This is a genomic window from Streptomyces sp. SID12501 (assembly GCF_010550245.1).
Lineage (GTDB): Bacteria > Actinomycetota > Actinomycetes > Streptomycetales > Streptomycetaceae > Streptomyces.
Map to the genome: position 1 here is coordinate 22,192 of NZ_JAAGLU010000034.1, position 23,292 is coordinate 45,483.

Below are 23,292 nucleotides of genomic sequence, written 5' to 3' on the forward strand. Positions count from 1 at the left end.
ACGATCCCGCTCCAATGGCAGCAGCCAAAGGGGGTTTATTGGCCATCCGGGACACCTTCACCGTTTCCCCGGACTACACCCCCCCGGCCACCCCCGGTCAGGCGGACATCGGCCGCTGCACCCTGATCGACTGCAACAGCCCCACCGCGACCCACACGGCGAACATCGACGATCCTCCGTACGACACGAAGGGCAGTGGCAGACCGGCGACCGGCATGATCCCCAGGGTCATCCCGATGTTCTCGAACGCCTGGAAGGCGAACCACGCGATGATCCCGGCGGCGACGATCGTGCCGTACAGCTCGGTCGTCTCACGGGCGATGCGGCAGGCGCGCCACAGGACCACGCCCAGCAGCACGATGATCAGGCCCGCGCCGACGAAGCCGAGCTCCTCCCCCGCGACCGTGAACACGAAGTCGGTCTGCTGCTCGGGGACGAACTGGCCCGTGGTCTGCGAGCCGTGGAAGAGGCCGGTGCCGGTGAGGCCGCCGGAACCGATCGCGATGCGCGCCTGGTTGGTGTTGTAACCGACGCCGGACGGGTCGAGTTCGGGGTTGGCGAAGGCGGCGAAACGGTTGATCTGGTACTCGTCCAGGACCCCGAGCTGCCAGATCAGGACCGCGCCGAGGGCGCCCGTGCCGAGCAGGCCGAAGACCCAGCGGTTGGAGGCGCCGGAGGCGAGCAGCACCCCGAGCACGATGATGACCATGACCATGACCGACCCGAGGTCGGGCATCAGCATGACGACCATCATCGGTACGGTCGCCAGGCCCAGCGCCTGGAGGACCGTGCGGTGGTCGGGGTAGAGCTTGTCGCCCGCGTCGACCCGGGCGGCCAGGAGCATCGCCATGCCCAGGATGATCGTGATCTTCACGAACTCCGAGGGCTGGAGCGAGAAGCCGCCGCCGAGCACGATCCACGCGTGGGCGCCGTTGACGGTCGCGCCGAGCGGGGTCAGCACCATGAGGATCAGGAAGACCGAGAGGCCGTAGAGGATCGGCACGGCGGTGCGCAGGGTGCGGTGGCCGAGCCAGACCGTGGCGATCATCAGGCAGAACCCGATGCCGGTGTTCATGAGGTGCCGGAGCAGGAAGTAGTACTGGTCGCCCTGGTTGATCTCGGTGCGGTTGCGGGTCGCCGAGTAGACCAGGATCGCGCCCATGAAGGACAGCGCGAGCGCGGACAGCAGTATCGGCCAGTCCAGTCTGCGGGCCAGCGAGTCGCGGGCCAGCAGACGGGACATGGACGAGCGTTCGGGCCCGTAGCCGGAGACGGAGAAGGTGTTCGCGCCGGTCATGAGATCGTCCTCCGCGTACTGCGCGTGCTCTGCGGCCTGCGCGTACTCCGCCTGCGACGGGCTCGGTCGGTGCCCGTCCGTTCGGACGCGACCGTGGCCGGAGGGAGCTGGCCGCCCGCGAGGGCGAGCGCCTCCTCGGTGGCCTCCGCCTCCGGGACGTACGGCTTGATCTTCGGGGCGTCGATCGAGCCGTCCGACTCGATCTTCGGCAGGCTCTTCTGCGGGGTGGGCAGCAGCGCCTTCCGGTTGTCGATCTTGCCGTCCTTGGAGACGCCGTACAGAGCCTCGTATATCTTGCGGACGGCCGGGCCGGAGGCTCCGGAGCCCGTACCACCCTGGGAGATCGTCATGACGATCGTGTAGTCCTTGGTGTACGTCGCGAACCACGAGGTGGTCTGCTTGCCGTAGACCTCGGCCGTACCCGTCTTGGCATGCATCTGGATCTTGTCCTGCGGCCAGCCGCCGAACCGCCAGGCCGCCGAACCGCGGGTGACGACCCCTTCCAGGGCACCGTTTATGTCCTTCAGGGTCGCCTTGGTGATCGGCAGCTTGCCGTGCGACTTGGGCGCGATCGCCTGCACGGACTTGCCGTCGGCGCTGACGATCGCCTTGCCGACGGTCGGGTCGTACAGGGTGCCGCCGTTGGAGATCGCCGAGTAGATCGTCGCCATCTGTATCGGCGTGACGAGGATGTCGCCCTGTCCGATGGAGTAGTTGACGGAGTCACCGGCGCGCATCAGGTTGCCTTCGAGGCAGTTCTCGTACGCGATCTGCTGGGCGTACGTGCCGCCCTTCTTGCCGTACTTGCACCAGGAGGCCTTGTTGGCCTTCCAGTAGTCCTGCTTCCACTTGCGGTCCGGGACGCGGCCCTCGACCTCGTTCGGCAGGTCGATGCCGGTCACCGCGCCGAGGCCGAACTGGTGGGCGGTCTTGTAGAACCAGTTGCCGGCGTTCTTCTTCGGCTTCAGGCCGCCGTCCTTCAGCCACTCGTCGTGGGCGATGCGGTAGAAGACGGTGTCGCAGGAGACCTCGATGGCACGGCCGAGGCTGATCGGGCCGTACCCCTTGGACTCGTAGTTCTTGAAGACCTGGCCACCGATCGAGTACGAGCTGGAGCAGTCGTAGTTCCCGTCGAAGGGGTAGCCCGCGTCGACGGCGGCCGAGGTGGAGATCACCTTGAAGATCGAGCCCGGGGCCGCCTGGCCCTGGATCGCCCGGTTGAGCAGCGGGTAGTTGGAGTTCTTGCCGGTCAGCTTGGCGTAGTCCTTGGCGGAGATGCCGCCGACCCAGGCGTTCGGGTCGTACGTCGGGTTGGACGCCATGGCGACGACCCGGCCCGTCTTGGCCTCCATGACGACGACAGCGCCCGCGTCGGCCTTGTAGTTCTCGCTGGTGTTGTCGTCGTACTCCTTGCGGGCTTCCTTCATCGCGTTGTTCAGCTCGTACTCGGCGACCCGCTGGACGCGGGCGTCGATGCTGGTGACGAGGTTGGAGCCGGACTGGGCGGGGTCCGCCTCGGCGGTACCGATGACGCGGCCGAGGTTGTCGACCTCGTAGCGGGTGACGCCGGCCTTGCCGCGCAGCTCCTTGTCGTACTCACGTTCCAGACCGGACCGGCCGACCTGGTCGGAGCGGAGGTACGGCGAGTCGGTGTCCCGCGCCTTGGTGATCTCGTCGTCGGTGACCGGGGAGAGGTAGCCGAGCACCTGGGCGGTGTTGGATCCGCCGGGGCCCGCGTAGCGGCGCACGGCCGCGGGCTCGGCGGTGATGCCGGGGAAGTCCTCGGAGCGCTCGCGGATCTGGAGGGCCTGGCGGGCGGTGGCCTCGTCGGTGATGGGAATCGGCTGGTACGGCGAGCCGTTCCAGCAGGGCTGCGGCGTCTTGGCGTCGCACAGCCGGACCTTGTCCTTGACCTCCTGGGCCTTCATGCCCAGGACCCCGGCGAGCTTGGTGAGGACGGCGTCACCGTCGTCCTTCATCTTCAGCAGCTCGGTGCGGGAGGCGGAGACGACGAGGCGTGTCTCGTTGTCCGCGATCGGCACCCCGCGCGCGTCGAGGATCGACCCGCGTACGGCGGGCTGCACGACCTGCTGCACATGGTTGCCGGACGCCTCCTTGGCGTAGGCGTCCCCCTCGCGGATCTGGAGATACCACAGGCGGCCGCCGAGGGTGCCGAGGAGGGAGAGGACGAGGATCTGGATGACGACGAGACGGATCTGGACGCGTGGCGTCCGGCCGGTCTCGGGAATGTTGGTCACTGGTGCTGCCTCCGCCTCTCAGTACGCGTGCGGGACGCGGACGTATGAGGCATACGAGTACACGGTCGAGCTGTGGACGTCGGTCTCGGGGGTCTTCAACCGGTGTGCGGTCACAGGCGCTTGACCCCCTTGATCCGGCCGGCGCGGGCGGCCTTCGAGCGGGCCGCCCTCATCTTCAGGCCGCCGCGCTGGCTGCCGATGCGCAGGCCGGTGCCGGAGGAGAGCCAGCCCGAGGAGATGTCGGCCTTCTTCGCAGAGGAGTTGGCCTCGGCGAGCGGGTCGTTCTCCGCTCTGCGGGCCAGGAACATGATGCCGGGGACCACGAACGGCGCGAGCAGCAGGTCGTACAGCGCGGCCGTGAACAGCAGGTTGCCGAGGCCGACATGGCGGGCGGCGGTGTCGCCGACGAGGGCGCCGACACCGGCGTACAGCAGGGTCGTGCCGACGGCGGCGGCGACCACGACGGTCATCGGGCCGGTGGCCGACTTGAGCCGGCCGTTCTCGGGTTTCACGAGTCCGGCCAGATAGCCGACGAGGCAGAGCACGAGGGCGTAGCGGCCGGCCGCGTGGTCGGCGGGCGGGGCGAGGTCGGCGAGGAGTCCGGCGCCGAAACCGACGAGGGCGCCGCCGACATGGCCGTACACCAGGGCGAGGCCGAGGACGGTCAGCAGCAGCAGGTCGGGGACGGCGCCCGGGAGGTGGAGGCGGGCGAGGACGCTCACCTGGATCACCATGGCGACGATCACCAGGGTGGTGGAGAGGAGCATCCGATTGAAACGCATGGGAGAGTTCAGCTCCTACTGCTCTTGCTGGAACTGGCCGTCGGCCACGGACGCGGACGGAGTCACCGTCACGGTGACCGTCGGCGTGGGGGTCGGCCTCGGCTTGGCCGGGAGGACGGTGTCGCGCGGGTCGGTGCGCGGGGCCTCGACGACGACACCGACGATGTCGAGCTTGGTGAAGCCGACGAACGGCGTGACGTAGATCGTGCGGGTCAGGTCGCCGCCCGAGGGGTCGACCCGGGACACGAAACCGACGGGTACGCCGGGCACGAACGGCTTGTCGGCCTGCGAGCCGAAGGTGACGAGGCGGTCGCCCTTGCTCACCTTGGCCTTGCCGTTGAGGAGCTGGACGCGCAGCGGCCGGTCACCCTGGCCGGAGGCGAAGCCCAACTCGTCACTGCCCTCCATCCGCGTGCCGACGGTGAAGTCGGGGTCGTTGGCGAGCAGCACGGTCGAGGTGCCGGGGCCGACGGTGGTGACGCGGCCGACGAGTCCGTCGCCGTTCAGGACGGTCATGTCGCGCTTGACGCCGTCGTTGGCTCCGATGTCGATGGTCACCGTCCAGGAGAAGCCCTGGGCCGCTCCTATGGCGATGACCTCGGCGCCCTTGATGCCGTACTGCCCGGCGCCGGCCGACTTCAGCATCTTGTCGAGCTGACTCAGCCGGCTGCGGTTGCGGTCGTCGCTGCCGAGACGGGCCTTGAGCGCCGCGTTCTCCTTCTCCAGCGTGGCGAGCCGGTCGTGCCGGTCACCGGAGTCGCGTACGGCGGCGACCGCGTCGCCGACCGGGTCGACCACGGAGGCCACCCCGTCCTCGACCGGGCCGAAGACGGTTGCCGCGGCCTGCCGGGCACCGTCGACCGGTGAGTCCTCCCCACCGCGGATGTCCACCGTGATCAGCGCGAACGCGATGGCGATCAGCAGCACCAGGAGCAGCCGGCTCTCTCGTGTGTCCCTCACGTGCGGCGGCGTGCCTTCCTCAATAGAGTTTTTTTGGAGCAACAGGGTTCTTCGGGGCAACAGGGTTCTTGGGAGGGGAGCCTATGTCGCTATACCAACGATCCGCCGTACGAGAGGAGATCATCCCGTACGGCGGAATCGAAGAGTTACGTCATCTGCGCGGCTGGGCGTCCAGCACCTGCTGGAGCGCCTCGAACTCCTCCACGCACTTGCCGGAGCCGAGCACCACGCTGTCCAGCGGGTCCTCGGCGATGTGGATGGGCATGCCGGTCTCACGGCGCAGCCGCTCGTCGAGCCCTCGGAGCAGGGCCCCGCCGCCGGTCAGAACGATTCCGCGGTCCATGATGTCGCCGGACAGCTCGGGCGGGCACTTGTCGAGGGTGGTCTTCACGGCGTCGACGATCGCGTTGACCGGTTCTTCGATGGCCTTGCGCACCTCGGCCGCGGAGATCACGACGGTCTTGGGCAGGCCGGAGACAAGGTCCCGGCCGCGGATTTCGGTGTGTTCGTCATTGTCGAGGTCGTACGCCGAACCGATCGTGATCTTGATCTGTTCGGCGGTCCGCTCGCCCAGCAGAAGGGAGTACTCCTTCTTGATGTGCTGGATGATCGAGCTGTCCAGTTCGTCGCCCGCGACACGGATGGACTGGGCGGTGACGATGCCGCCGAGGGAGATGACCGCGACCTCCGTGGTGCCGCCGCCGATGTCCACCACCATGTTGCCCGTGGCCTCGTGGACCGGCAGACCGGAACCGATGGCCGCGGCCATGGGCTCCTCGATGATGTGCACCTGCCGCGCGCCGGCCTGGGACGAGGCCTCGATGACGGCGCGGCGCTCGACACCCGTGATGCCCGAGGGCACACAGACGACGACACGGGGACGGGCGAGATACCGCCGCTTGTGGATCTTCAGGATGAAGTAGCGCAGCATCCGTTCGGTGATCTCGAAGTCGGCGATGACGCCGTCCCTGAGCGGGCGCACGGCAACGATGTTGCCGGGCGTCCGACCGATCATCTTCTTCGCTTCCGATCCGACCGCGAGAATGCCACCGGTGTTGGTGTTGATCGCGACGACGGACGGCTCGTTGAGTACGATCCCGCGACCCCTGACGTACACCAGCGTGTTGGCGGTCCCGAGGTCGATTGCCATGTCGCGGCCGATGAACGACATTGAGTTCCCCATCAGGATTCGTCTGGCCTTCCCAAGTGAAGCGTGTGATGGCTCTGTTTTGGGGCGGCGAGGTTGGTGCGGTGACGTGAAGGCTTGCAAGGCTTACATCGTAGTCGCGCCTGCACGAACACCACGCGAGGGTCTTCGCCATTGTCAGCACGCGATGTGCCGTCTCGCTTCTGGAGACGAGCGTTCGAGGGTAGGCGTTCCCCCGATCGGCGCGCATATGCCGCAGGACGGCCGGTTTTCGACGGCCGTCCCAGGTCAGGCATCCGGGTGAGGTGACGGTTCCTCAGGAAAGCGCGAACAGAAACTGCGCAAGAATTTCACCGGCCGTACGCCGATGCCCGCCGGCCGGTACCGGGACGGCTCAGTCGCGGCCGGGGAAGAAGATCTTCAGCTCGCGCTCGGCGGACTCCTCGGAGTCGGAGGCGTGGATGAGGTTCTCGCGCACGATCACGCCGTAGTCACCGCGGATGGAACCGGGCGCGGCGGCGATGGGGTCGGTGGGGCCGGCGAGCGCCCGCACACCCTCGATGACCCGGTCGCCCTCGACGACGAGCGCGACGACGGGGCCGGAGGCCATGAACTCGACGAGGGGCTCGTAGAACACCTTGCCCTTGTGCTCGCCGTAGTGCTGCTCCAGCGTGTCCTGGTCCAGCGTGCGCAGCTCCAGCGCGGTGATCCGCCAGCCGGCCTTGCGCTCGATCCGGCCGATGATCTCGCCGGTCAGGCCGCGACGGACGGCGTCGGGCTTGAGGAGGACGAGGGTGCGCTGAGTCACGGGGGTGGCTCCATTCGGGTCACGTGTGTGCGGTTGTCAGAGGCTACAGGGCCGGTCCGAGCGGGCGTCACGCAGCGTCAGGACTGGTACCGGTCGGCTGGGTCTGCCCGGCGAAGCGGGCCTTCGCCTCGTCGATCTTCCGCCCGTAGTGCACGGACGCCCACCACAGTGCGGCGAACATCACGCCCATGAAGAACATGGTCGGCACGATGAAGCCGGACGCGATGAGCGCGATCTGCAGAGCCCAGCCGAGCTGGACCCCGCCGGGCCGGGTGATCACGCCGCAGAGCAGCACGCACAGCAGCATGGCGATACCGCTGACCGTCCACACGGTCGACATGGCCAGGTCGGGGTCTTTCATGGCGACGAGACCGGCGAAGCCGATCAGGAAGACCTCGCCGATCAGGGTCGAAGCACAGAGCGTACGCACGGCGGGTCAGCCCCTCCCCAGGAGCAGTCGGGTCTCGCCGACGGTGATGACGGAGCCGGTGACGAGTACCCCACCGCCCGAGAACTCCCCGTCCTCCTCGGCGAGGGTGATGGCGGCCTCCAGGGCGTCGTCGAGGCGCGGCTCGACCTGGACCCGGTCGTCGCCGAAGATCTCGACGGCGATGGAGGCGAGTTCGTCGGCGTTCATCGCGCGGTGGCTGGAGTTCTCGGTGATCACGACCTCGGCGAAGATCGGCTCGAAGGCTTCCAGCAGCCCTCGTACGTTCTTGTCCGCGCTCGCCCCGACCACGCCGATCAGCCGGCTGAAGTCGAAGGCCTCGCCCACGGCCTCGGCCGTGGCTCGCGCGCCCGCCGGATTGTGCGCTGCGTCGAGCACGACGGTGGGAGAGCTCCGTACGACCTCCAGCCGCCCCGGGGACGTCACCGCGGCGAACGCCTTGCGCACGGTGTCGATGTCGAGGGGCTCGGGCCGCTGGGTGCCGACGCCGAAGAACGCCTCGACGGCGGCGAGGGCGACGGCCGCGTTGTGTGCCTGGTAGCCGCCGTGCAGCGGCAGGAAGATCTCCTCGTACTCCCCGCCGAGTCCGCGCAGCGTCAGCATCTGCCCGCCGACGGCGACCTGCCTGCTCACGACCCCGAACTCCAGGCCTTCCCTGGCCACCGTGGCGTCCACCTCGACGGCCTTCTTCAGCAGCACCTGGGCCGCGTCGACCGGCTGTTGGGCGAGGATGACGGTCGCGTCCTGCTTGATGACGCCGCCCTTCTCGACGGCGATCTCACCGGGCGTCTCGCCGAGCCGGTCGGTGTGGTCGAGATCGATGGGCGTCACGACGGCCACATCGGCGTCGATCACGTTGGTGGCGTCCCAGCTGCCCCCCATCCCGACCTCGACGACGGCCACATCGACCGGGGCGTCGGCGAAGGCGGCGTACGCCATGCCGGTCAGGACCTCGAAGAAGGAGAGCCGGAACTCCTGCTGGGCGTCGACCATCTCGACGTACGCCTTGATGTCGTCGTACGTCTCCACGAACCGCTCGGCGGAGATCGGCGACCCGTCGAGAGTGATCCGCTCGGTGATCGACTGGACGTGCGGCGAGGTGTACCGGCCGGTGCGCAGGTCGAAGGCGCCGAGGAGGGTCTCGATCATGCGGGCGGTGGAGGTCTTGCCGTTGGTGCCGGTGATGTGGATCGAGGGGTACGCGCGCTGCGGCTCCCCCAGCAGGTCCATCAGCGCGGCGATACGGCTGACGGACGGCTCCAGCTTGGTCTCGCCCCAGCGCGTGGCGAGATCCGCCTCCACGGCGCGCAGCGCCTTGTCGACCTCGGGGTCCCGGGGGCGGCCCGGCACGTCCGCGGGTGCGGCTCCGCCTTGGGTGCGGAGGGTGCGGCTGCCGGCCTCGATGACCGCGAGGTCGGGGTCGCGGTCGGTCTCGGCGTCGATGATCTCGTCGAAGGGGTCGGTGTCGCTCACGGGGCCCAGTCTACGGACGGCCACTGACAGGGTGCCTACGGAGTGGGGTGGTGGGGGTTGTTCGGCGGGTGCGGGTGCCGTTGTGGCTGGTCGCGCTCACGCGGCGGAGCCGCAAATGTCACAGCCCCGCGCCCCTAAAAGCACTACAGGTCCCCGGAGCTTCAGAGCTCCGGGGACCCTCGCGCCGTACAGACTCCTACGCCTGCGGCAGGCCCTCCAGCTGGGCCTGGATGCGGGTGATGTCCTCGTCCGCCTTGGCGAGGCGGCCACGGATCTTGTCCACCACGTTGTCCGGCGCCTTCGCCAGGAACGCCTCGTTGCCGAGCTTGGCCTCGGCCTGCTGCCGTTCCTTCTGCGCCGCCGCCAGGTCCTTCGTGAGGCGATTGCGCTCCGCCTCGACGTCGATCGTGCCGGAGAGGTCGAGGGCGACCGTGGCACCGGCGACCGGGAGGGTCGCGGTGGCGTGGAAGCCGTCCTCCTCGGGCTGGAGGCGCAGCAGTTGGCGGATGGCCGCCTCGTGCGCGGCCAGCGCGGTGCCGTCGAGGGTGAGGCGGGCGGGGACCTTCTGGCCGTCCTGGAGGCCCTGCTCCTTACGGAAGCGGCGGACCTCCGTGACGACGGCCTGGACGGTGCCGATCTCGGCCTCGGCCGCCTCGTCGCGGAAGCCACTGTCCTTGGGCCACTCGGCGATGACGAGGGACTCCCGGCCGGTCAGGGTCGTCCACAGCGTCTCGGTGACGAAGGGGACGACCGGGTGGAGCAGCCGCAGCATGACGTCGATGACCTCGCCGAGGACCCGGCCGGAGACCTTCGCCTGCTCGCCGCCCGCGAAGAAGGTCGTCTTCGACAGCTCCACGTACCAGTCGAAGACCTCGTCCCACGCGAAGTGGTAGAGCGTGTCGCTGAGCTTCGCGAACTGGAAGTCGTCGTAGTACGCGTCGACCTGCGCGACCGTCTTGTTCAGCCGGGAGAGGATCCAGCGGTCGGTCGCGGTCAGCTGCTCGGCGGCCGGGAGGTCGCCCTCGATGGTGGCGCCGTTCATCAGCGCGAAGCGCGTGGCGTTCCAGATCTTGTTGGCGAACTTGCTGGACGCCTGGACCCAGTCCTCGCCGATCGGGACGTCGGTGCCGGGGTTGGCGCCCTTGGCCAGGGTGAAGCGGACGGCGTCGGAGCCGTACTTGTCCATCCAGTCGAGCGGGTCGACGACGTTGCCGAAGGACTTCGACATCTTCTTGCCGCGCTCGTCGCGGACCAGGCCGGTCAGCGCGATGGTCTTGAACGGGGCCTCACCGTCCATGGCGTACAGGCCGAACATCATCATCCGGGCGACCCAGAAGAAGATGATGTCGTGGCCGGTCAGCAGGACGTCGGTCGAGTAGAACTTCTCCAGGTCCGGGGTCTGTTCGGGCCAGCCGAGGGTGGAGAACGGCCACAGGCCGGAGGAGAACCAGGTGTCGAGGACGTCGGTGTCCTGGGTCCAGCCCTCGCCGGTCGGTGTCTCGTCGTCGGGTCCGAGGCAGACGACCTCGCCGTCCGGGCCGTACCAGACCGGGATGCGGTGGCCCCACCACAACTGGCGTGAGATGCACCAGTCGTTGAGGTTGTCGACCCAGTCGAAGTAGCGCTTGGACATCTCCTCGGGGTGGATCGAGACCCGGCCGTCACGGACCGCGTCACCGGCGGCCTTGGCCAGCGTCTCGACCTTGACCCACCACTGGAGGGACAGGCGCGGCTCGACGGTGGTGGAGCAGCGCGAGCAGTGCCCGACGGAGTGCGTGTACGGGCGCTTCTCGGCGACGATCCGGCCCTGTCCGCGCAGGGCGCCGACGACGGCGGAGCGGGCCTCGAAGCGGTCCAGGCCGAGGAAGGGGCCGTGGACGGTGATGACACCGTGCTCGTCCATGATCGTCATGTTGGGCAGGTTGTGGCGCTGCCCGATGGCGAAGTCGTTCGGGTCGTGGGCCGGGGTCACCTTGACCGCGCCGGTGCCGAACTCCGGGTCGACATGCGTGTCGGCGACGACCGGGATGCTCCGGTCGGTCAGCGGCAGCTTGATCTGCTTGCCGACGAGGTGTTTGTAGCGCTCGTCGTCGGGGTGGACGGCGACGGCGGTGTCACCGAGCATCGTCTCGGCGCGGGTGGTGGCGACGACCACACTGTTCTCGCCCTCGCCGTACCTGATCGAGACGAGCTCGCCCGCGTCCTCCTGGTACTCCACCTCGATGTCGGAGATGGCCGTCAGACAGCGCGGGCACCAGTTGATGATGCGCTCGGCACGGTAGATGAGGCCGTCGTCGTAGAGCTTCTTGAAGATCGTCTGGACGGCCTTGGACAGCCCCTCGTCCATGGTGAACCGCTCGCGCGACCAGTCGACGCCATCTCCCAGGCGCCGCATCTGGCCCAGGATCTTGCCGCCGTACTCCTCCTTCCACTGCCAGACCCGCTCGACGAACTCCTCGCGCCCCAGGTCGTGCCGCGACTTGCCCTCCTCGGCAAGCTGCTGCTCGACCTTGTTCTGGGTGGCGATGCCGGCGTGGTCCATGCCGGGGAGCCAGAGCGACTCGTAGCCCTGCATGCGCTTGCGGCGGGTGAGGGCGTCCATGAGCGTGTGCTGGAAGGCGTGGCCCAGGTGGAGGGAGCCGGTGACGTTCGGCGGCGGGATGACGATGGTGTACGGCGGCTTCTCGCTCTTCGCGTCGGCGGCGAAGTAACCCCGTTCCACCCAGCGCTCGTACAGCTTCCCCTCTACCTCGGCCGGCGCGTACTGGGTCGGCAGTTCGGTGATGGGCGCTGTTGGCTGCTGCTGAGCGTTCTCGGTCACCCGGTCAGTTTAGAGGCGTCACGACCGTGTCCCGAAACACGTTTCTTTCGTAACGGTGGGACACCCGGGGCAACTCGGGCGCCCGGCCTGCGCGAGGATGTCAGGAACACATAAGCTTTCTGGAGGGGAACCCAGGGATGAGCCACAACCAGCCGGGTCCGTACGGCGAACCGCCGCAGCAGCCCGGACCATACGGGCAGCCGGCCCAGCCGGGTCCTTACGGCCAGCCGCCCCAGGCACCTCAGGGCCCTCCGACGGCTCCCCAGCCGGGCTACGGCTACCCCCAGCAGGCGCCTCCGCCCCAGCCGGGCTACGGCTATCCGCAGCAGGCTCCCCCGCAGCCCGGCTACGGCTATCCGCAGCAGCCCGACGCGTACGGCCAGCAGCCGCCGTACGGCCAGGCCCCGTACGGGGTTCCGCAGCCGCCTGCGCCGGGCGGGGGCAAGAAGAAGACAGCGATCGTCCTCGGGGCGGTGGCTGTCGTGGCCGCCATCGCGGTGGGCGCGTGGTTCGTGCTGGGCAGCGGCTCGGGCGGCGGTTCCGACATCGCCGACGACGGCGCGCACAAGCTGACGGCGCCGGCGACGGTGATCGACGGCGCGTACAAGAAGAGCGGGAACTCCGAGACCGGCGGGCTGACCGCGGACGACATCAAAGACGCCGAGGCCTGGGGAGTGCAGAACCCCAAGGACGTCAGCGCCATGTACACCTCGGGCGAGAGCCTCACCGGCAAGACCGTGATGTTCTCCGGCGTGTACGGCACCATCGCCGAGCCGGAGAAGGTCGTCGACGCGATGTTCGCCCAGATGAAGGCGGAGTCGACGAAGGACGCGTCCGCCGACGACGGGAAACTCGTCGGCAGCCCGAAGGAGTTCACGCCGGCCGGGTTCGACAACGGCGTCATGAAGTGCCAGGAGATCGAGACCACCGAGTCCGGCACGAAGACGACGATGCCGTTCTGCATCTGGGGCGACCACAGCACCCTCAGCTACGTCCTGACGTACGACCTCGCCGCCCTGACCGCGGGCAAGTCCTCCACCATGGAGGAGGCGGCCGAATTCGCCGCCAAGCTCCGCAACGACGTGCGCGTCAAGGCCTGACACGCCTGGACGGCGTCAACTGCGGAGGGGCCCCGGTCTGTTGACCGGGGCCCCTCCGCAGTTGCTCAACTCCCTTGACCTGCCCTGCTGTTACGCCGGTTACGCCGTCTTCTGCTCGCCCGGGCCGCGTCCGCGCGCGTCCCTCGGGATCAGGGTCGGGTTCACGTTCTTCAGGACGACGTCCACCGTGATGACGACGCGGGCCACGTCCTTGCGGGACGGGACCTCGTACATCACCGCCTGGAGGACCTCCTCCATGATGGCGCGCAGGCCGCGGGCGCCGGTCTGGCGCAGGATCGCCTGGTCGGCGATGGCCTCCAGGGCCTCGCGCTCGAAGTCCAGCTCCACGCCGTCGAGTTCGAAGAGGCGCTGGTACTGCTTGACGAGGGCGTTGCGCGGCTCCACCAGGATCTGGAGGAGGGCCTCACGGTCGAGGTTGTGGACCGACGTGATGACCGGGAGGCGGCCGATGAACTCGGGAATCATGCCGAACTTCACCAGGTCCTCGGGCATGACGTCCTCGAAGCGGTCCTTCGCCTCCAGCTCCTTCTTGGAGCGGATGGTGGCGCCGAAGCCGATGCCCTTGGCGCCCGCACGGGACTCGACGAGCTTCTCCAGGCCCGCGAAGGCACCGCCCACGATGAACAGGACGTTCGTCGTGTCGATCTGGATGAACTCCTGGTGCGGGTGCTTGCGTCCGCCCTGCGGCGGAACGGAGGCCGTCGTGCCTTCGAGGATCTTCAGCAGTGCCTGCTGGACGCCCTCGCCGGACACGTCGCGCGTGATCGACGGGTTTTCACTCTTCCGTGCGACCTTGTCGATCTCGTCGATGTAGATGATTCCGGTTTCGGCCTTCTTGACGTCGTAGTCCGCCGCCTGGATCAGCTTCAACAGGATGTTCTCGACGTCCTCGCCGACATACCCCGCCTCCGTCAGCGCCGTCGCGTCGGCGATGGCGAACGGGACGTTCAGCATGCGCGCCAGTGTCTGCGCGAGGAGGGTCTTGCCCGAGCCCGTGGGGCCGAGCAGGAGAATGTTCGACTTCGCCAACTCGATGGCGTCCTCACGGCTTTGACCGCCGCTGTTCTCACCGGCCTGGACCCGCTTGTAGTGGTTGTACACCGCGACGGACAGGGCCTTCTTGGCCGACTCCTGACCGACTACGTACCCCTCGAGGAACTCGTAGATCTCGCGAGGCTTGGGGAGTTCCTCCCACCTGACCTCACTCGTCTCCGCGAGTTCTTCCTCGATGATCTCGTTGCAGAGATCGATGCACTCGTCGCAGATGTACACACCGGGGCCTGCGATGAGCTTCTTGACCTGCTTCTGGCTCTTGCCACAGAACGAGCACTTGAGCAGATCGCCGCCGTCACCGATGCGTGCCACGGTGTGCTTCCCCTTCGCCTGGGAGACGCCTGGGTACAGCGGCTCCTGGTGCTGCCTTATGTCCGACGGTACCTTGCCGGGCCCCTCGTTCGGGCCCCCCTTGGCACGGTTCACTTCGACGTGCTCCGAGTCGAACCGTGCCGAGGGCCGGCAGACGCCACAGCTTCTGCGTCCACCAGTACGTCAGCTGACGCTGGAGTTGTTCATTTTCCGAGTGGAAATGATCTGGTCGATCAGGCCGTACGCCAGCGCGTCCTCGGCCGTGAGGATCTTGTCGCGCTCGATGTCCTCGCGGATCTTCTCGATCGGCGTGGTGGAGTGCTTGGCCAGCATGTCCTCCAGCTGGGCACGCATCCGGAGGATCTCGTTGGCCGCGATCTCCAGGTCGGAGACCTGCCCGCGGCCGGTCTCGCTGTACGGCTGGTGGATCAGCACGCGCGCGTTGGGCAGCGCCATGCGCTTGCCCGGCGTACCGGCCGCGAGGAGGATCGCGGCGGCGGAGGCCGCCTGGCCCATGCAGACCGTCTGGACGTCCGGCTTCACGAACTGCATCGTGTCGTAGATCGCGGTGAGCGACGTGAACGAGCCACCGGGGCTGTTGATGTAGACCGAGATGTCCCGGTCGGGGTCCATCGACTCCAGGCACAGCAGCTGCGCCATGACGTCGTTGGCGGAGGCGTCGTCGATCTGCACACCGAGGAAGATCACGCGCTCCTCGAAGAGCTTCGCGTACGGGTCGTACTCACGCACGCCCTGCGAGGTGCGCTCGACGAAACGCGGGATGATGTAGCGGGACTCGGCGGTGGGGCCGGTGTACTCGGCCTGGGCGGCCCTTGTGCGGTCGTAGAGGCCGCTGCCGGGGAAGTCGTTCACGGTGTCTCCTGAAAGGGGCTTAGGCGGGGGCTGGAGGGCATTGGGGGCGCTATACCCCTGTGCCGCCGCCGCCCGGGATGCCTGCGGCCGTGGCGATGACGTCGTCGATGAGGCCGTACGTCTTGGCCTCCTCCGGGTCGAACCAGCGGTCGCGGTCCGAGTCCCTGGTGACCTGCTCGACGGACTGGCCCGTGTGCTGCGCCGTGAGCTCGGCCATGCGCTTCTTGGTGTGCAGCAGCCGCTCGGCGTGGATCTTGATGTCCGACGCCGAACCCGCGAGGCCCGCGGAGGGCTGGTGGATCAGGATCTCGGCGTTCGGCAGGGCGAAGCGCTTGCCGGGCGTACCCGCGCTGAGCAGGAACTGGCCCATGGAAGCGGCGAGGCCCATGGCGATGGTCACCACGTCGTTCTTGATGAACTGCATGGTGTCGTAGATCGCCATGCCGGCCGTGATCGAACCGCCCGGGCTGTTGATGTAGAGGTTGATGTCCTTGTCCGGGTCAGCGGCGGCAAGGAGCAGCAGCTGCGCGGTGATCTTGTTCGCGATGTCGTCGTCGACCGGCTGGCCGAGGAAGATGATCCGCTCGTTGAGCAGCCGGTTGTAGACCTGGTCGCCGAGGCCACCGCCGATGGAAGGCTCGCCGGCGGCGGAAGGCATCAGATTCGTCACGTCGTATCCACCTGCTCGTATTACGACGGCGCCGGGCCGTCTCACGTGTTCTGCCGGGGCGTGGGGCTGTCCGGCCGTTTCCGGGGACTCCCCTGCCCTCGTATTCATGGACCCTAACGCGCGGGTCCCTCCAGGGAATCCCGGGAAAGGAACTGTTCGCTGTGAGCGCATGCGCTCCGCTGGGTTGAGCAGGGTTTCCGGTGGGGTTCGGCTGTGCGGTGGCCGGGGTCTCGGTGAGCGTCACGGGGCTCCCGCCCCGGGCCCCGGGTGCTTCTCGCCGTGGCTCCGCCAGGGGTGGTCGGGCGCGGGTCCGTGAGGGCTTGTCGCGCAGTTCCCCGCGCCCCTATAGGGCGCGTCCCTGTGGGCGCGGATGACGACGGGCCCGGCGTGAGGGCTTGTCGCGCCCGCGCAGTGGAGCCGCAGATCGATACAGCCCCGCGCCCCTTCAGGGCGCGAGCAGGCCCCCGGGGATCAAATCCCCGGGGGCCTGTCGTCGTGCGTGTTTCAGAGGTGCCGTGGCTTTCAGGCCTCGGGCTTCTCCTCGGGAGCCTCGGCCTCGGAGGTCTCGGCCTCGACGGCCGGGGTCTCCTCGGAGGTGGCCTCCGTGGTCTCGTCCTCTTCCTCGTCGTCGAGGTCGATGATCTCGCCGTTGGTGTCCTTGACCGTGGCGGCCTCCACGACTACCGCGAGGGCCTTGCCGCGGGCGACCTCGCCGACCAGCATCGGGACCTGGCCGCCCTCGACGACCGCCTGGGCGAACTGGTCGGGGGACATGCCGGAGGAGGCGGCGCGCCGCATGAGGTGCTCGGTGAGCTCCTCCTGGTTGACGTTCAGCTTCTCCTTGTTGACCAGCTCGTCGAGGACGAACTGGGTCTTGATGCCCTTGACCGCGGCTTCCTTGGTCTCGGTGTCGAACTCCTCGGCCGTCTTGCCCTGGATCTCGAGGTACTTCTCGAGGTCGAGACCCATCTGGCCGAGCTGGTGGTGCTCCAGGTTGTGCTTGCGGGTGTTGATCTCTTCCTCGAGGAGCTTCTCGGGGACGGGCACCTCGACGAGCTCCAGCAGCTTCTCCAGGACGCGCTCCTGGGCCTGCGTGGCCTGGTCGTACTGCTTCATGTTCTCGAGGCGCTTGCGGCTGTCCGCGCGCAGCTCCTCCAGCGTGTCGAACTCGGAGGCGAGCTGGGCGAACTCGTCGTCCAGGGCCGGGAGTTCGCGGGCGGCGACCTGGGTGACCCTGACGGTGACCTCGGCCTCCTTGCCGGACGCCGAGCCGCCCTTGAGCTCGGAGGTGAAGGTGGCCTCGCCACCGGCCTCCACGCCCGTGACGGCGTCGTCGACGCCTTCCAGCAGCTCGCCGGAGCCGATGGTGTAGGAGACGCCGCTCGCGACGCCGTCCTCCAGCACCTCTCCGTCGACCTTGGCCTCCAGGTCCAGCGTCACGACGTCGCCGTCCTCGGCGGCACGCTCGACCGGGGAGGTGGCGGCGAAGCGCTCACGGAGCTGCTCGACCGACTTGTCGATGTCCTCCTCGGTGACCTCGATCGCGTCGACCTCGACCTCGATGCCGGAGTAGTCCGGGATCTCGATGGTCGGGCGGACGTCGACCTCGGCGGTGAAGTTCAGCGTCTCGCCGTCCTTCAACTCCGTGATGTCGACCTCGGGCTGGCCCAGGACGTTGAGCTCGGCCTCGTTGACCGCTTCGGTGTAGAACTTCGGGAGCGCGTCGTTGACCGCCTCCTCCAGGACCGCACCGCGGCCGAACCGCTGGTCGATGATGCGCGCCGGGATCTTGCCCTTCCGGAAGCCCTTCACCGTGACCTGCTGGTTGATCTTCTTGTACGCCGCGTCGAGGCTGTCCTTGAGCTCCTCGAAGGGCACCTCGATGCTGAGCCGAACCCGGGTCGGGTTCAGGGTCTCCACGGCGCTCTTCACGGTTCGGTCTCCTTGGGGGCTGACTTCTTGGGGTTCTGCTGAGGGTCCTGCTTGATTGTCCGCATGCCGGACGCGACAGAGCCTCAGCGGATTCGCGGCCCTTGAGGGACGTTAACAACGCAGACACACGGGCGCGCAGTCTGCATAGTAGCCGCAGGCGGTACACGCCCCAAAAGGTGATGTCGAAGATGATCCTGCCGGTGGTCCGGCACGATGGTCGGGGTGGCGGGATTTGAACCCACGGCCTTCCGCTCCCAAAGCGGACGCGCTACCAAGCTGCGCCACACCCCGTCTGGTGCGACACGTAGGGTACATGCCCGGAGGCGACGGCGTTGCCGCATTTCAGGAGTGGAAACGGGGTGTGCGTCGAGGGGCCCCGAACCGGTACGATGCCTTCTGTGCCGCGGTCATCTTGACCTGCGGCGCACGTGTGCGGGCGTAGCTCAATGGTAGAGCCCTAGTCTTCCAAACTAGCTACGCGGGTTCGATTCCCGTCGCCCGCTCTCCACGACTCAGGGCCAGGCCAGAGGATGATTCCTCCGCCTGGCCCTGATCAGTTCCGAGGGCTCTGATCAGTCTCCCCTGCCCCCCTCGTGCCCCTTGTGCTTCCGATCTTGCTTTTTCTTCGCTTTCCGTGGCTTCTTCCGGCCCTTGTCGACCAGACCGCTCACGGCATCGGCGATCACCCGGTCACGCTCGACACTGGCGTGCCGGCAGATCAGTGCGGCGCGGGCGGTGCTGTGCCCCATGCGCGCCATCAGCTCTCGCGTGCCGGCCCCGGTCGACGCGGCGAGGGTGTTGCCCGTGTGGCGGAGGTCATGGAAGTGCAGTCCCTTGATCCCGGCTCCGCGTACCGCTTCAGGTGCTCGCGAATGTCCGGGACGATCGCGGCCGGGATCGCGCGCAGCAGGGCGTAGGCCTTGGCGACGGTCGTAGGACCGGTGCCGGCAGCCGGCTTGTCGGCCCGCCAACGTCGCACGAGCGGGGGCGAGATCTCCGCGACGCCGACGGCTCCGAAGGCGGGGTCGAGGTGGTGCCGCAGGAGCGAGCCGTGCAACTGCCTTGCAGTGGTGGCGAGTTCGCGTTCCCTGATCCAGGCAGCGGCGTACGGGCCGAACGGAGCCTTCCCGGCGTCCGGGGCGTGCCGGTCGCCACGGCGCATCCCAGTCTGCTTGTCGGCCAGCCGGCCGTCGGCATCCTTACTTTGTCCGGAAGGTCTCGGGAGCGGGCCGGAGTTGTCCGTCAGGGCCGACGTAGCGGGCCTGGTAGCGGCCGGACGGGAGCTTGCGGACATGGCCGAACTGTCGGCGCTTGCTGGCCATCAGGCCACCGGCGCACACTGATCACGCGGGCGGTTTACCGAGCGGCGCACGGTCTGCACAGTGAGTCCTACGTCCGTCTTGAGCAGATGCAGGTGCTGGTGCTGGTGTGTGCGGAGGGGGAAGTCCGTGGTGCGCTACGTTCACCATCAATTGGTGACGATCGTCGAGGTTGGAGTTGCCGTGGCCGTCACCGCGCCTGTGGTCTTCGGCGTGCGCGGGCTGCCTCAGGGCGACAACGGAAATGTGCTTTTCCCGCTGTGGATTGCAGGGGCCGCCGCACTGTTCGGCCTGCTGGAGGGTTCGACCCGGTCGCGGTGGCTGGGCGGCGAGAAGCGCGACTTCGAGAGCGCGGTCCCGCTGACCGACCCCGAGGCGATACTCCCCGCCCCGCGCGAGTCCATGCGTCGCAGCTTCGGCATACCTTTTGTTGTCTTCGTGGGACTGGCAACCCTGGTTTTCGGCCTGCTCTGGGATCCCTGGGCCGTCGTATTCGGGGTCCTGTACGTACCGGAGCGGCTGGCCAAGGGCGTGTACACGTTCTTCTGGGAGCGGCGCCACGGCGTACTCCTGTGGTACGGCGAGATCGAGGAACAACCTCTGGGCAAGGGCCAGTTCCTCTATTCCTCGCCGCGGATCGCGACGCCTGGATGAGTTCGCTCCGCCCTGCCGGACCGGCGCGAACCCGGGCTCTCCGCCCGAAGCGCGGCCTGTATGACCGTCACTGACCGATCCGGTAGAGCTACGGAATCACTGCCACGACGGTTTTCAAGATCGCCGAGGACTGGACCCGACTCAAGTGTTGATACCTTCGGAAACGTGATCGTCTACCCGCTTTGGCATGTTGGCCACCAGAACGAGGCCGGCAGCAACCGGTCGACCATCCACGTCGACGAGGACAGCGTCTTCATCGACGAGCAGGACGGCGACGACGTGAAACTGCTCGGTATCTACTCGACGCGGGAGCGGGCAGAGGAGCGCATGAACCGAGCCCGGCTGCTGCCGGGCTTCCGGGACGAACCGGAGTGCTTCATCCTCGAGGGTTACGAAGTCGACGACGACACCTGGACCGAGGGCTTCGTGCGGATCCCACCAGGCGAGTAGGGGCAGTTACCACCGCGAGAAGTACAGCGGCAAAGGACAGCAACCCGACCGACCGCAGCCGACCATCACCAGCCCCGGATGACCGAAGCCGACGGAGCCACAGCCGCCCCCGGACCGGACCCTGACCCTGACGACGTGACCTGGATCGAGCCGCCGGTTTGCCCTGAATGCGGCGCCTTGATCCGCATGTATCCCACGAACTACGATCGCTGGATCAGCCTCGCCATGGTGGAACTGCCCGCCAAAGACGTCCCAGAGGCTTTCAGGTGGCGTTCGACGAGGATCCCGACCCGATCCCCCGTCCCCACCGATATCGTGGCCGTACGGGTCCGTGGAATCGATCCGCTACCGGGCGAACCCGTTGCGCCGGCGCACAGGATGGTCTGTGTCCCCGAGTGCGTTGAGCCGTAGGGCCCTCCACAGCAGTGGGCGGGAGGTTCGACCCGCGCCCACTGCATGTCGGATCGGGCGGCGAGCGGCAGGCGGTGGCGGGGAACAGCGGGGAGCGGCCCGGGAACCTGCACCTCAGCGAATCGCCGGCTCAGCCCGGGTCCGCATACGCGATCTTCCGAACCGGCTGCGCGGGTTCGATTCCCGTCGCCCGCGCTCTCTCGCCGCCGGCCCGGTTCCTCGGAACCGGGCCGGTCGCGTTTCTCCACGGCGGCCGGACCCTGCGGTCTGCCACCGCGGTCAGAACTGGATCTCGTTGATCGTGTCCGCTATCGAGTTCAGGAAGCGTTGGATGTCGTCCGCCATCCCGGTCGAGGCGAGGAAGAAGCCGAAGAGGATGGCGACGACCGCCGGGCCCGCCTTGATCGTGCCTCCACGAATCAGCACCACCAGGATGATTCCCAACATCAGCACCACTGACAACGAAATGGCCACACTGATCACACCCTATGGTCGGTCCGCTCTACCGGCCCAGGGATGCGTTCCCTCGCACCCCCGCCAGATCCATCGTGCCACCAACGAGGCCGCCGTATGCGGCCGGTGACGCATCATCGGCCCCAGGGGATCGATTTATCCGCACAGAAAAACCCAGGGCACGGAAATATGTTGTTTATGAGCACTTAGGGCGACATTTGCGGCTCTAAAGGCCCAGTAGTGCGCGCATTTTGGCGTACTTCTCCGTCAGGCGGGTGCGGGTCGGGGCGTCCAGCGCCGCCTGTCGGGCCGGGTTCGCGTTGTGCGCCAGGTCCGCCTCCTTGACCAGGAGCGCGCCAGGTGTGTCGAGGATGCGCCGGGCGTACGCCTCGGGGGCCTCCCCCGCGCGCTTGGTGACGGCCAGCACGATGTCCTTCGTACGGCGGGACAACGCGGCTTCCTCCAGCCAGCCTTCGGAGAGCGCGTCGTCCTCCACGGCGTCGTGCAGCCAGGCCGCCGCGATCTGCTCGTCATCGCCTCCACGCGCGCGTACGCCCTCCGCGACGGCCTGGAGGTGTTCCGCGTAGGGGCGGCCCGCCTTGTCCGTCTGCGTGGCGTGTGCGGCCCGGGCCGCGGCCTCTACTTCGGCCAGGGTCAGGGGCGTTGAGGGTGGCGGGGGTGATGGGGGCGTGGAGGGTGCCTGGGGGGTTGGAGGGTTCTTGGTCATCTGGTCAGTGTGGGGCTCGGCCGGTCGGTGGGCTTCGAGGGTCGTTCAGATCGTCGCCTGGGCCGTGGGGCCCTCTCGGCAGACCAGGAGGAGGGCCCTGTCGTCGTTCACGTCCTTGGCGACCGCCTCGATGAGGTGCCAGGCGGCGCCGTGGAAGCCGCCGGCCACATAGCGGTCGGCCTCGCCCGTCAGGCGGTCGATGCCCTCGACGATGTCCCGCTCCGACGTTTCGACCAGGCCGTCCGTGAAGAGCATCAGGACGTCCCCGGGGCGCAGTGATCCCTTCACGGGGTCGAACTGGGCTCCGTCGTACACGCCCAGCAGCGGTCCCTCCGCCGCCTTTTCCTCCCAGCGGCCCGTGCCCGCGCTGAGCTGGAGGCCCGGCGGGTGTCCGGCCGAGAAGATTTCGTAGTCGCCCGAGTCCAGGTCCAGGACCAGGTGGATCGAGGTCGCGAAGCCCTCGTCCCAGTCCTGGCGGAGGAGGTAGCCGTTCGCCGCCGGGAGGAAGGCGTGGGGCGGCAGTGAGCCCAGCAGGCCTCCGAAGGCGCCCGAGAGGAGCAGGGCCCGGGAGCCCGCGTCCATCCCCTTGCCCGAGACGTCCGTCAGGACGACCTCCATCGTGCGGCCCCCGTTCGTGCGGGCCGCCACCACGAAGTCGCCCGAGAACGACTGGCCGCCCGCCGGGCGCAGCGCCATCTCCCGGTGCCAGCCCTGGGGCAGCTGCGGCAGCTTGCTCTGGACGCGGATGCGTTCACGCAGGTCGAACAGCATCGTGCCGCCGCGTCGCCAGGGGACGCCCACTCTGCTGCGGAACTGTGCGATCAGCAGGCCGAAGAAACCGACGGCCGCCACGACCAGGACCACGCCTGGGGTGACCCTGGACGGGCCCTCCGTGTACGGGCCCAGCTTCACCGACTCCACGATCAGTGCCGTCGCCGCCGCCGCGTACAGGCCGAGCAGGCTGGCCGGGCGCAGCAGGAGGCCGCCCGCGACGATCGGGAGGACGAGCGCCGCCGGTGAGCACCACACCGAGTTGGCGAGGGTCGTGGCCGCGATGACCGGGATCATGATGAGCAGACCGGCGAGCGCGATCCAGTCCGAACCGTCGCCCCGGAAGTAGTCCACGGCGGATCTGCGCAGGCCGGTGCGGACCCGGTGAAGCTGCTTCTTCAACCGGGCCGTGAACGTCTCGGCCTCCGCGCGCCGCTCTCGTCCTGCTGCCATTAGTTCGGGACCCTATCCATCGGACCAGCTGCTTGGCACGGGAGGTCCCACTTGTCCCCCGTCCGAGCTTCAACTTCACAGTGAAACCCACCGAAGGCC

General features: G+C 68.1%; 23 protein-coding genes and 2 tRNA genes. 5 read left to right on the forward strand and 20 right to left on the reverse strand.

Features of this window, described 5'->3' with window-relative positions:
• Positions 1-97 precede the first annotated feature (97 nt).
• The 9 genes from rodA to G3I71_RS33705 all read right to left on the reverse strand — a co-directional run bounded on the left by rodA (position 98) and on the right by G3I71_RS33705 (position 11,994).
• The gene (gene rodA, locus G3I71_RS33665; protein ID WP_164320646.1) at positions 98-1,297 is read right to left on the reverse strand and encodes a rod shape-determining protein RodA; all 1,200 of its coding nucleotides are present in this window, start codon (positions 1,295-1,297) and stop codon (positions 98-100) included.
• A complete protein-coding gene (mrdA, locus tag G3I71_RS33670; protein WP_164320648.1) occupies positions 1,294-3,555 on the reverse strand; it encodes a penicillin-binding protein 2 in 2,262 nt (753 codons plus the stop codon). The genes rodA and mrdA overlap by 4 nt, the downstream gene beginning before the upstream one ends.
• A gap of 110 nt (positions 3,556-3,665) precedes the next feature.
• The gene (mreD, locus tag G3I71_RS33675) at positions 3,666-4,337 is read right to left on the reverse strand and encodes a rod shape-determining protein MreD (RefSeq protein WP_164320651.1); all 672 of its coding nucleotides are present in this window, start codon (positions 4,335-4,337) and stop codon (positions 3,666-3,668) included.
• A gap of 15 nt (positions 4,338-4,352) precedes the next feature.
• Positions 4,353-5,297, reverse strand: coding sequence for a rod shape-determining protein MreC (gene mreC / locus G3I71_RS33680; RefSeq protein ID WP_164320653.1), 945 nt, complete (start codon positions 5,295-5,297; stop codon positions 4,353-4,355).
• Positions 5,298-5,448: 151 nt separating this feature from the next.
• Positions 5,449-6,468, reverse strand: coding sequence for a rod shape-determining protein (locus G3I71_RS33685; protein WP_164320655.1), 1,020 nt, complete (start codon positions 6,466-6,468; stop codon positions 5,449-5,451).
• A 370-nt stretch (positions 6,469-6,838) separates the two neighbouring features.
• On the reverse strand, positions 6,839-7,252 hold the full coding sequence (gene ndk, locus G3I71_RS33690; protein ID WP_164320657.1) for a nucleoside-diphosphate kinase: 414 nt from the start codon (positions 7,250-7,252) through the stop codon (positions 6,839-6,841).
• 67 nt (positions 7,253-7,319) lie between these two features.
• On the reverse strand, positions 7,320-7,682 hold the full coding sequence (locus tag G3I71_RS33695; protein WP_164320659.1) for a DUF4233 domain-containing protein: 363 nt from the start codon (positions 7,680-7,682) through the stop codon (positions 7,320-7,322).
• Between the two features lie 6 nt (positions 7,683-7,688).
• Positions 7,689-9,173, reverse strand: coding sequence for a folylpolyglutamate synthase/dihydrofolate synthase family protein (locus tag G3I71_RS33700; RefSeq protein WP_164320661.1), 1,485 nt, complete (start codon positions 9,171-9,173; stop codon positions 7,689-7,691).
• A 196-nt stretch (positions 9,174-9,369) separates the two neighbouring features.
• The gene (locus tag G3I71_RS33705; protein ID WP_164320663.1) at positions 9,370-11,994 is read right to left on the reverse strand and encodes a valine--tRNA ligase; all 2,625 of its coding nucleotides are present in this window, start codon (positions 11,992-11,994) and stop codon (positions 9,370-9,372) included.
• Positions 11,995-12,131: 137 nt separating this feature from the next.
• Here G3I71_RS33705 and G3I71_RS33710 point away from each other — a divergent pair, with 137 nt between their 5' ends.
• Positions 12,132-13,094, forward strand: coding sequence for a hypothetical protein (locus G3I71_RS33710; protein WP_164320665.1), 963 nt, complete (start codon positions 12,132-12,134; stop codon positions 13,092-13,094).
• Positions 13,095-13,193: 99 nt separating this feature from the next.
• On the opposite strand, the gene clpX is transcribed toward G3I71_RS33710, so the two are convergent.
• The 5 genes from clpX to G3I71_RS33735 all read right to left on the reverse strand — a co-directional run bounded on the left by clpX (position 13,194) and on the right by G3I71_RS33735 (position 18,246).
• Complete coding sequence (clpX, locus tag G3I71_RS33715; RefSeq protein WP_164320667.1) at positions 13,194-14,480, reverse strand: ATP-dependent Clp protease ATP-binding subunit ClpX; 1,287 nt, start codon at positions 14,478-14,480, stop codon at positions 13,194-13,196.
• Positions 14,481-14,663: 183 nt separating this feature from the next.
• Positions 14,664-15,353 carry an ATP-dependent Clp protease proteolytic subunit gene (locus G3I71_RS33720; protein WP_164320669.1) on the reverse strand — a complete coding sequence of 230 codons (690 nt, stop codon included), beginning with the start codon at positions 15,351-15,353 and terminating at the stop codon, positions 14,664-14,666.
• A 49-nt stretch (positions 15,354-15,402) separates the two neighbouring features.
• Positions 15,403-16,023 (reverse strand): ATP-dependent Clp protease proteolytic subunit, encoded by a 621-nt coding sequence (locus tag G3I71_RS33725; protein ID WP_164320671.1) that lies wholly within the window; start codon positions 16,021-16,023, stop codon positions 15,403-15,405.
• Positions 16,024-16,545: 522 nt separating this feature from the next.
• On the reverse strand, positions 16,546-17,955 hold the full coding sequence (tig, locus tag G3I71_RS33730) for a trigger factor (protein ID WP_164320672.1): 1,410 nt from the start codon (positions 17,953-17,955) through the stop codon (positions 16,546-16,548).
• Between the two features lie 214 nt (positions 17,956-18,169).
• Positions 18,170-18,246, reverse strand: a tRNA-Pro gene (locus G3I71_RS33735).
• Between the two features lie 141 nt (positions 18,247-18,387).
• On the opposite strand from G3I71_RS33735, the gene G3I71_RS33740 reads away from it, so the two are divergent.
• Positions 18,388-18,458 (forward strand) — tRNA-Gly (locus G3I71_RS33740).
• A 69-nt stretch (positions 18,459-18,527) separates the two neighbouring features.
• On the opposite strand, the gene G3I71_RS51545 is transcribed toward G3I71_RS33740, so the two are convergent.
• The 3 genes from G3I71_RS51545 to G3I71_RS52395 are packed head-to-tail and all read right to left on the reverse strand — an operon-like array spanning position 18,528 to position 19,277.
• Positions 18,528-18,704 (reverse strand): hypothetical protein, encoded by a 177-nt coding sequence (locus tag G3I71_RS51545; protein WP_239149499.1) that lies wholly within the window; start codon positions 18,702-18,704, stop codon positions 18,528-18,530.
• Positions 18,705-18,712: 8 nt separating this feature from the next.
• Complete coding sequence (locus tag G3I71_RS51550; RefSeq protein WP_239149500.1) at positions 18,713-19,117, reverse strand: hypothetical protein; 405 nt, start codon at positions 19,115-19,117, stop codon at positions 18,713-18,715.
• 37 nt (positions 19,118-19,154) lie between these two features.
• Positions 19,155-19,277, reverse strand: a complete 123-nt coding sequence (locus G3I71_RS52395) for a hypothetical protein (protein WP_275409320.1) — start codon at positions 19,275-19,277, stop codon at positions 19,155-19,157.
• Positions 19,278-19,430: 153 nt separating this feature from the next.
• Between G3I71_RS52395 and G3I71_RS33750 the strand changes: the two genes are divergently transcribed.
• The 3 genes from G3I71_RS33750 to G3I71_RS51555 all read left to right on the forward strand — a co-directional run bounded on the left by G3I71_RS33750 (position 19,431) and on the right by G3I71_RS51555 (position 20,789).
• Positions 19,431-19,928, forward strand: a complete 498-nt coding sequence (locus G3I71_RS33750; RefSeq protein WP_164320674.1) for a hypothetical protein — start codon at positions 19,431-19,433, stop codon at positions 19,926-19,928.
• A gap of 165 nt (positions 19,929-20,093) precedes the next feature.
• A complete protein-coding gene (locus tag G3I71_RS33755) occupies positions 20,094-20,378 on the forward strand; it encodes a hypothetical protein (RefSeq protein WP_164320676.1) in 285 nt (94 codons plus the stop codon).
• A 78-nt stretch (positions 20,379-20,456) separates the two neighbouring features.
• Positions 20,457-20,789, forward strand: coding sequence for a DUF6083 domain-containing protein (locus G3I71_RS51555; protein ID WP_275409321.1), 333 nt, complete (start codon positions 20,457-20,459; stop codon positions 20,787-20,789).
• A 279-nt stretch (positions 20,790-21,068) separates the two neighbouring features.
• Here G3I71_RS51555 and G3I71_RS33760 read toward each other — a convergent pair whose 3' ends face one another.
• From G3I71_RS33760 to G3I71_RS33770, 3 genes are all read right to left on the reverse strand, one after another.
• Positions 21,069-21,263, reverse strand: a complete 195-nt coding sequence (locus tag G3I71_RS33760) for a hypothetical protein (RefSeq protein WP_006383514.1) — start codon at positions 21,261-21,263, stop codon at positions 21,069-21,071.
• 205 nt (positions 21,264-21,468) lie between these two features.
• Complete coding sequence (locus tag G3I71_RS33765) at positions 21,469-21,969, reverse strand: HD domain-containing protein (RefSeq protein WP_164320678.1); 501 nt, start codon at positions 21,967-21,969, stop codon at positions 21,469-21,471.
• A gap of 45 nt (positions 21,970-22,014) precedes the next feature.
• On the reverse strand, positions 22,015-23,193 hold the full coding sequence (locus tag G3I71_RS33770; protein ID WP_164320680.1) for a PP2C family protein-serine/threonine phosphatase: 1,179 nt from the start codon (positions 23,191-23,193) through the stop codon (positions 22,015-22,017).
• Positions 23,194-23,292: the final 99 nt, after the last annotated feature.

Coding starts and splice junctions, on each gene's coding strand:
- G3I71_RS51555 (WP_275409321.1), top strand. CDS start 20,457: ATGACCGAAGCCGACGGAGCCACAGCCGCCCCCGGACCGGACCCTGAC.
- G3I71_RS33685 (WP_164320655.1), bottom strand. CDS start 6,468: ATGTCGTTCATCGGCCGCGACATGGCAATCGACCTCGGGACCGCCAAC.
- G3I71_RS33765 (WP_164320678.1), bottom strand. CDS start 21,969: ATGACCAAGAACCCTCCAACCCCCCAGGCACCCTCCACGCCCCCATCA.
- G3I71_RS51545 (WP_239149499.1), bottom strand. CDS start 18,704: ATGGGGCACAGCACCGCCCGCGCCGCACTGATCTGCCGGCACGCCAGT.
- mreD (WP_164320651.1), bottom strand. CDS start 4,337: ATGCGTTTCAATCGGATGCTCCTCTCCACCACCCTGGTGATCGTCGCC.
- G3I71_RS51550 (WP_239149500.1), bottom strand. CDS start 19,117: ATGCGCCGTGGCGACCGGCACGCCCCGGACGCCGGGAAGGCTCCGTTC.
- G3I71_RS52395 (WP_275409320.1), bottom strand. CDS start 19,277: ATGGCCAGCAAGCGCCGACAGTTCGGCCATGTCCGCAAGCTCCCGTCC.
- G3I71_RS33710 (WP_164320665.1), top strand. CDS start 12,132: ATGAGCCACAACCAGCCGGGTCCGTACGGCGAACCGCCGCAGCAGCCC.
- G3I71_RS33770 (WP_164320680.1), bottom strand. CDS start 23,193: ATGGCAGCAGGACGAGAGCGGCGCGCGGAGGCCGAGACGTTCACGGCC.
- rodA (WP_164320646.1), bottom strand. CDS start 1,297: ATGACCGGCGCGAACACCTTCTCCGTCTCCGGCTACGGGCCCGAACGC.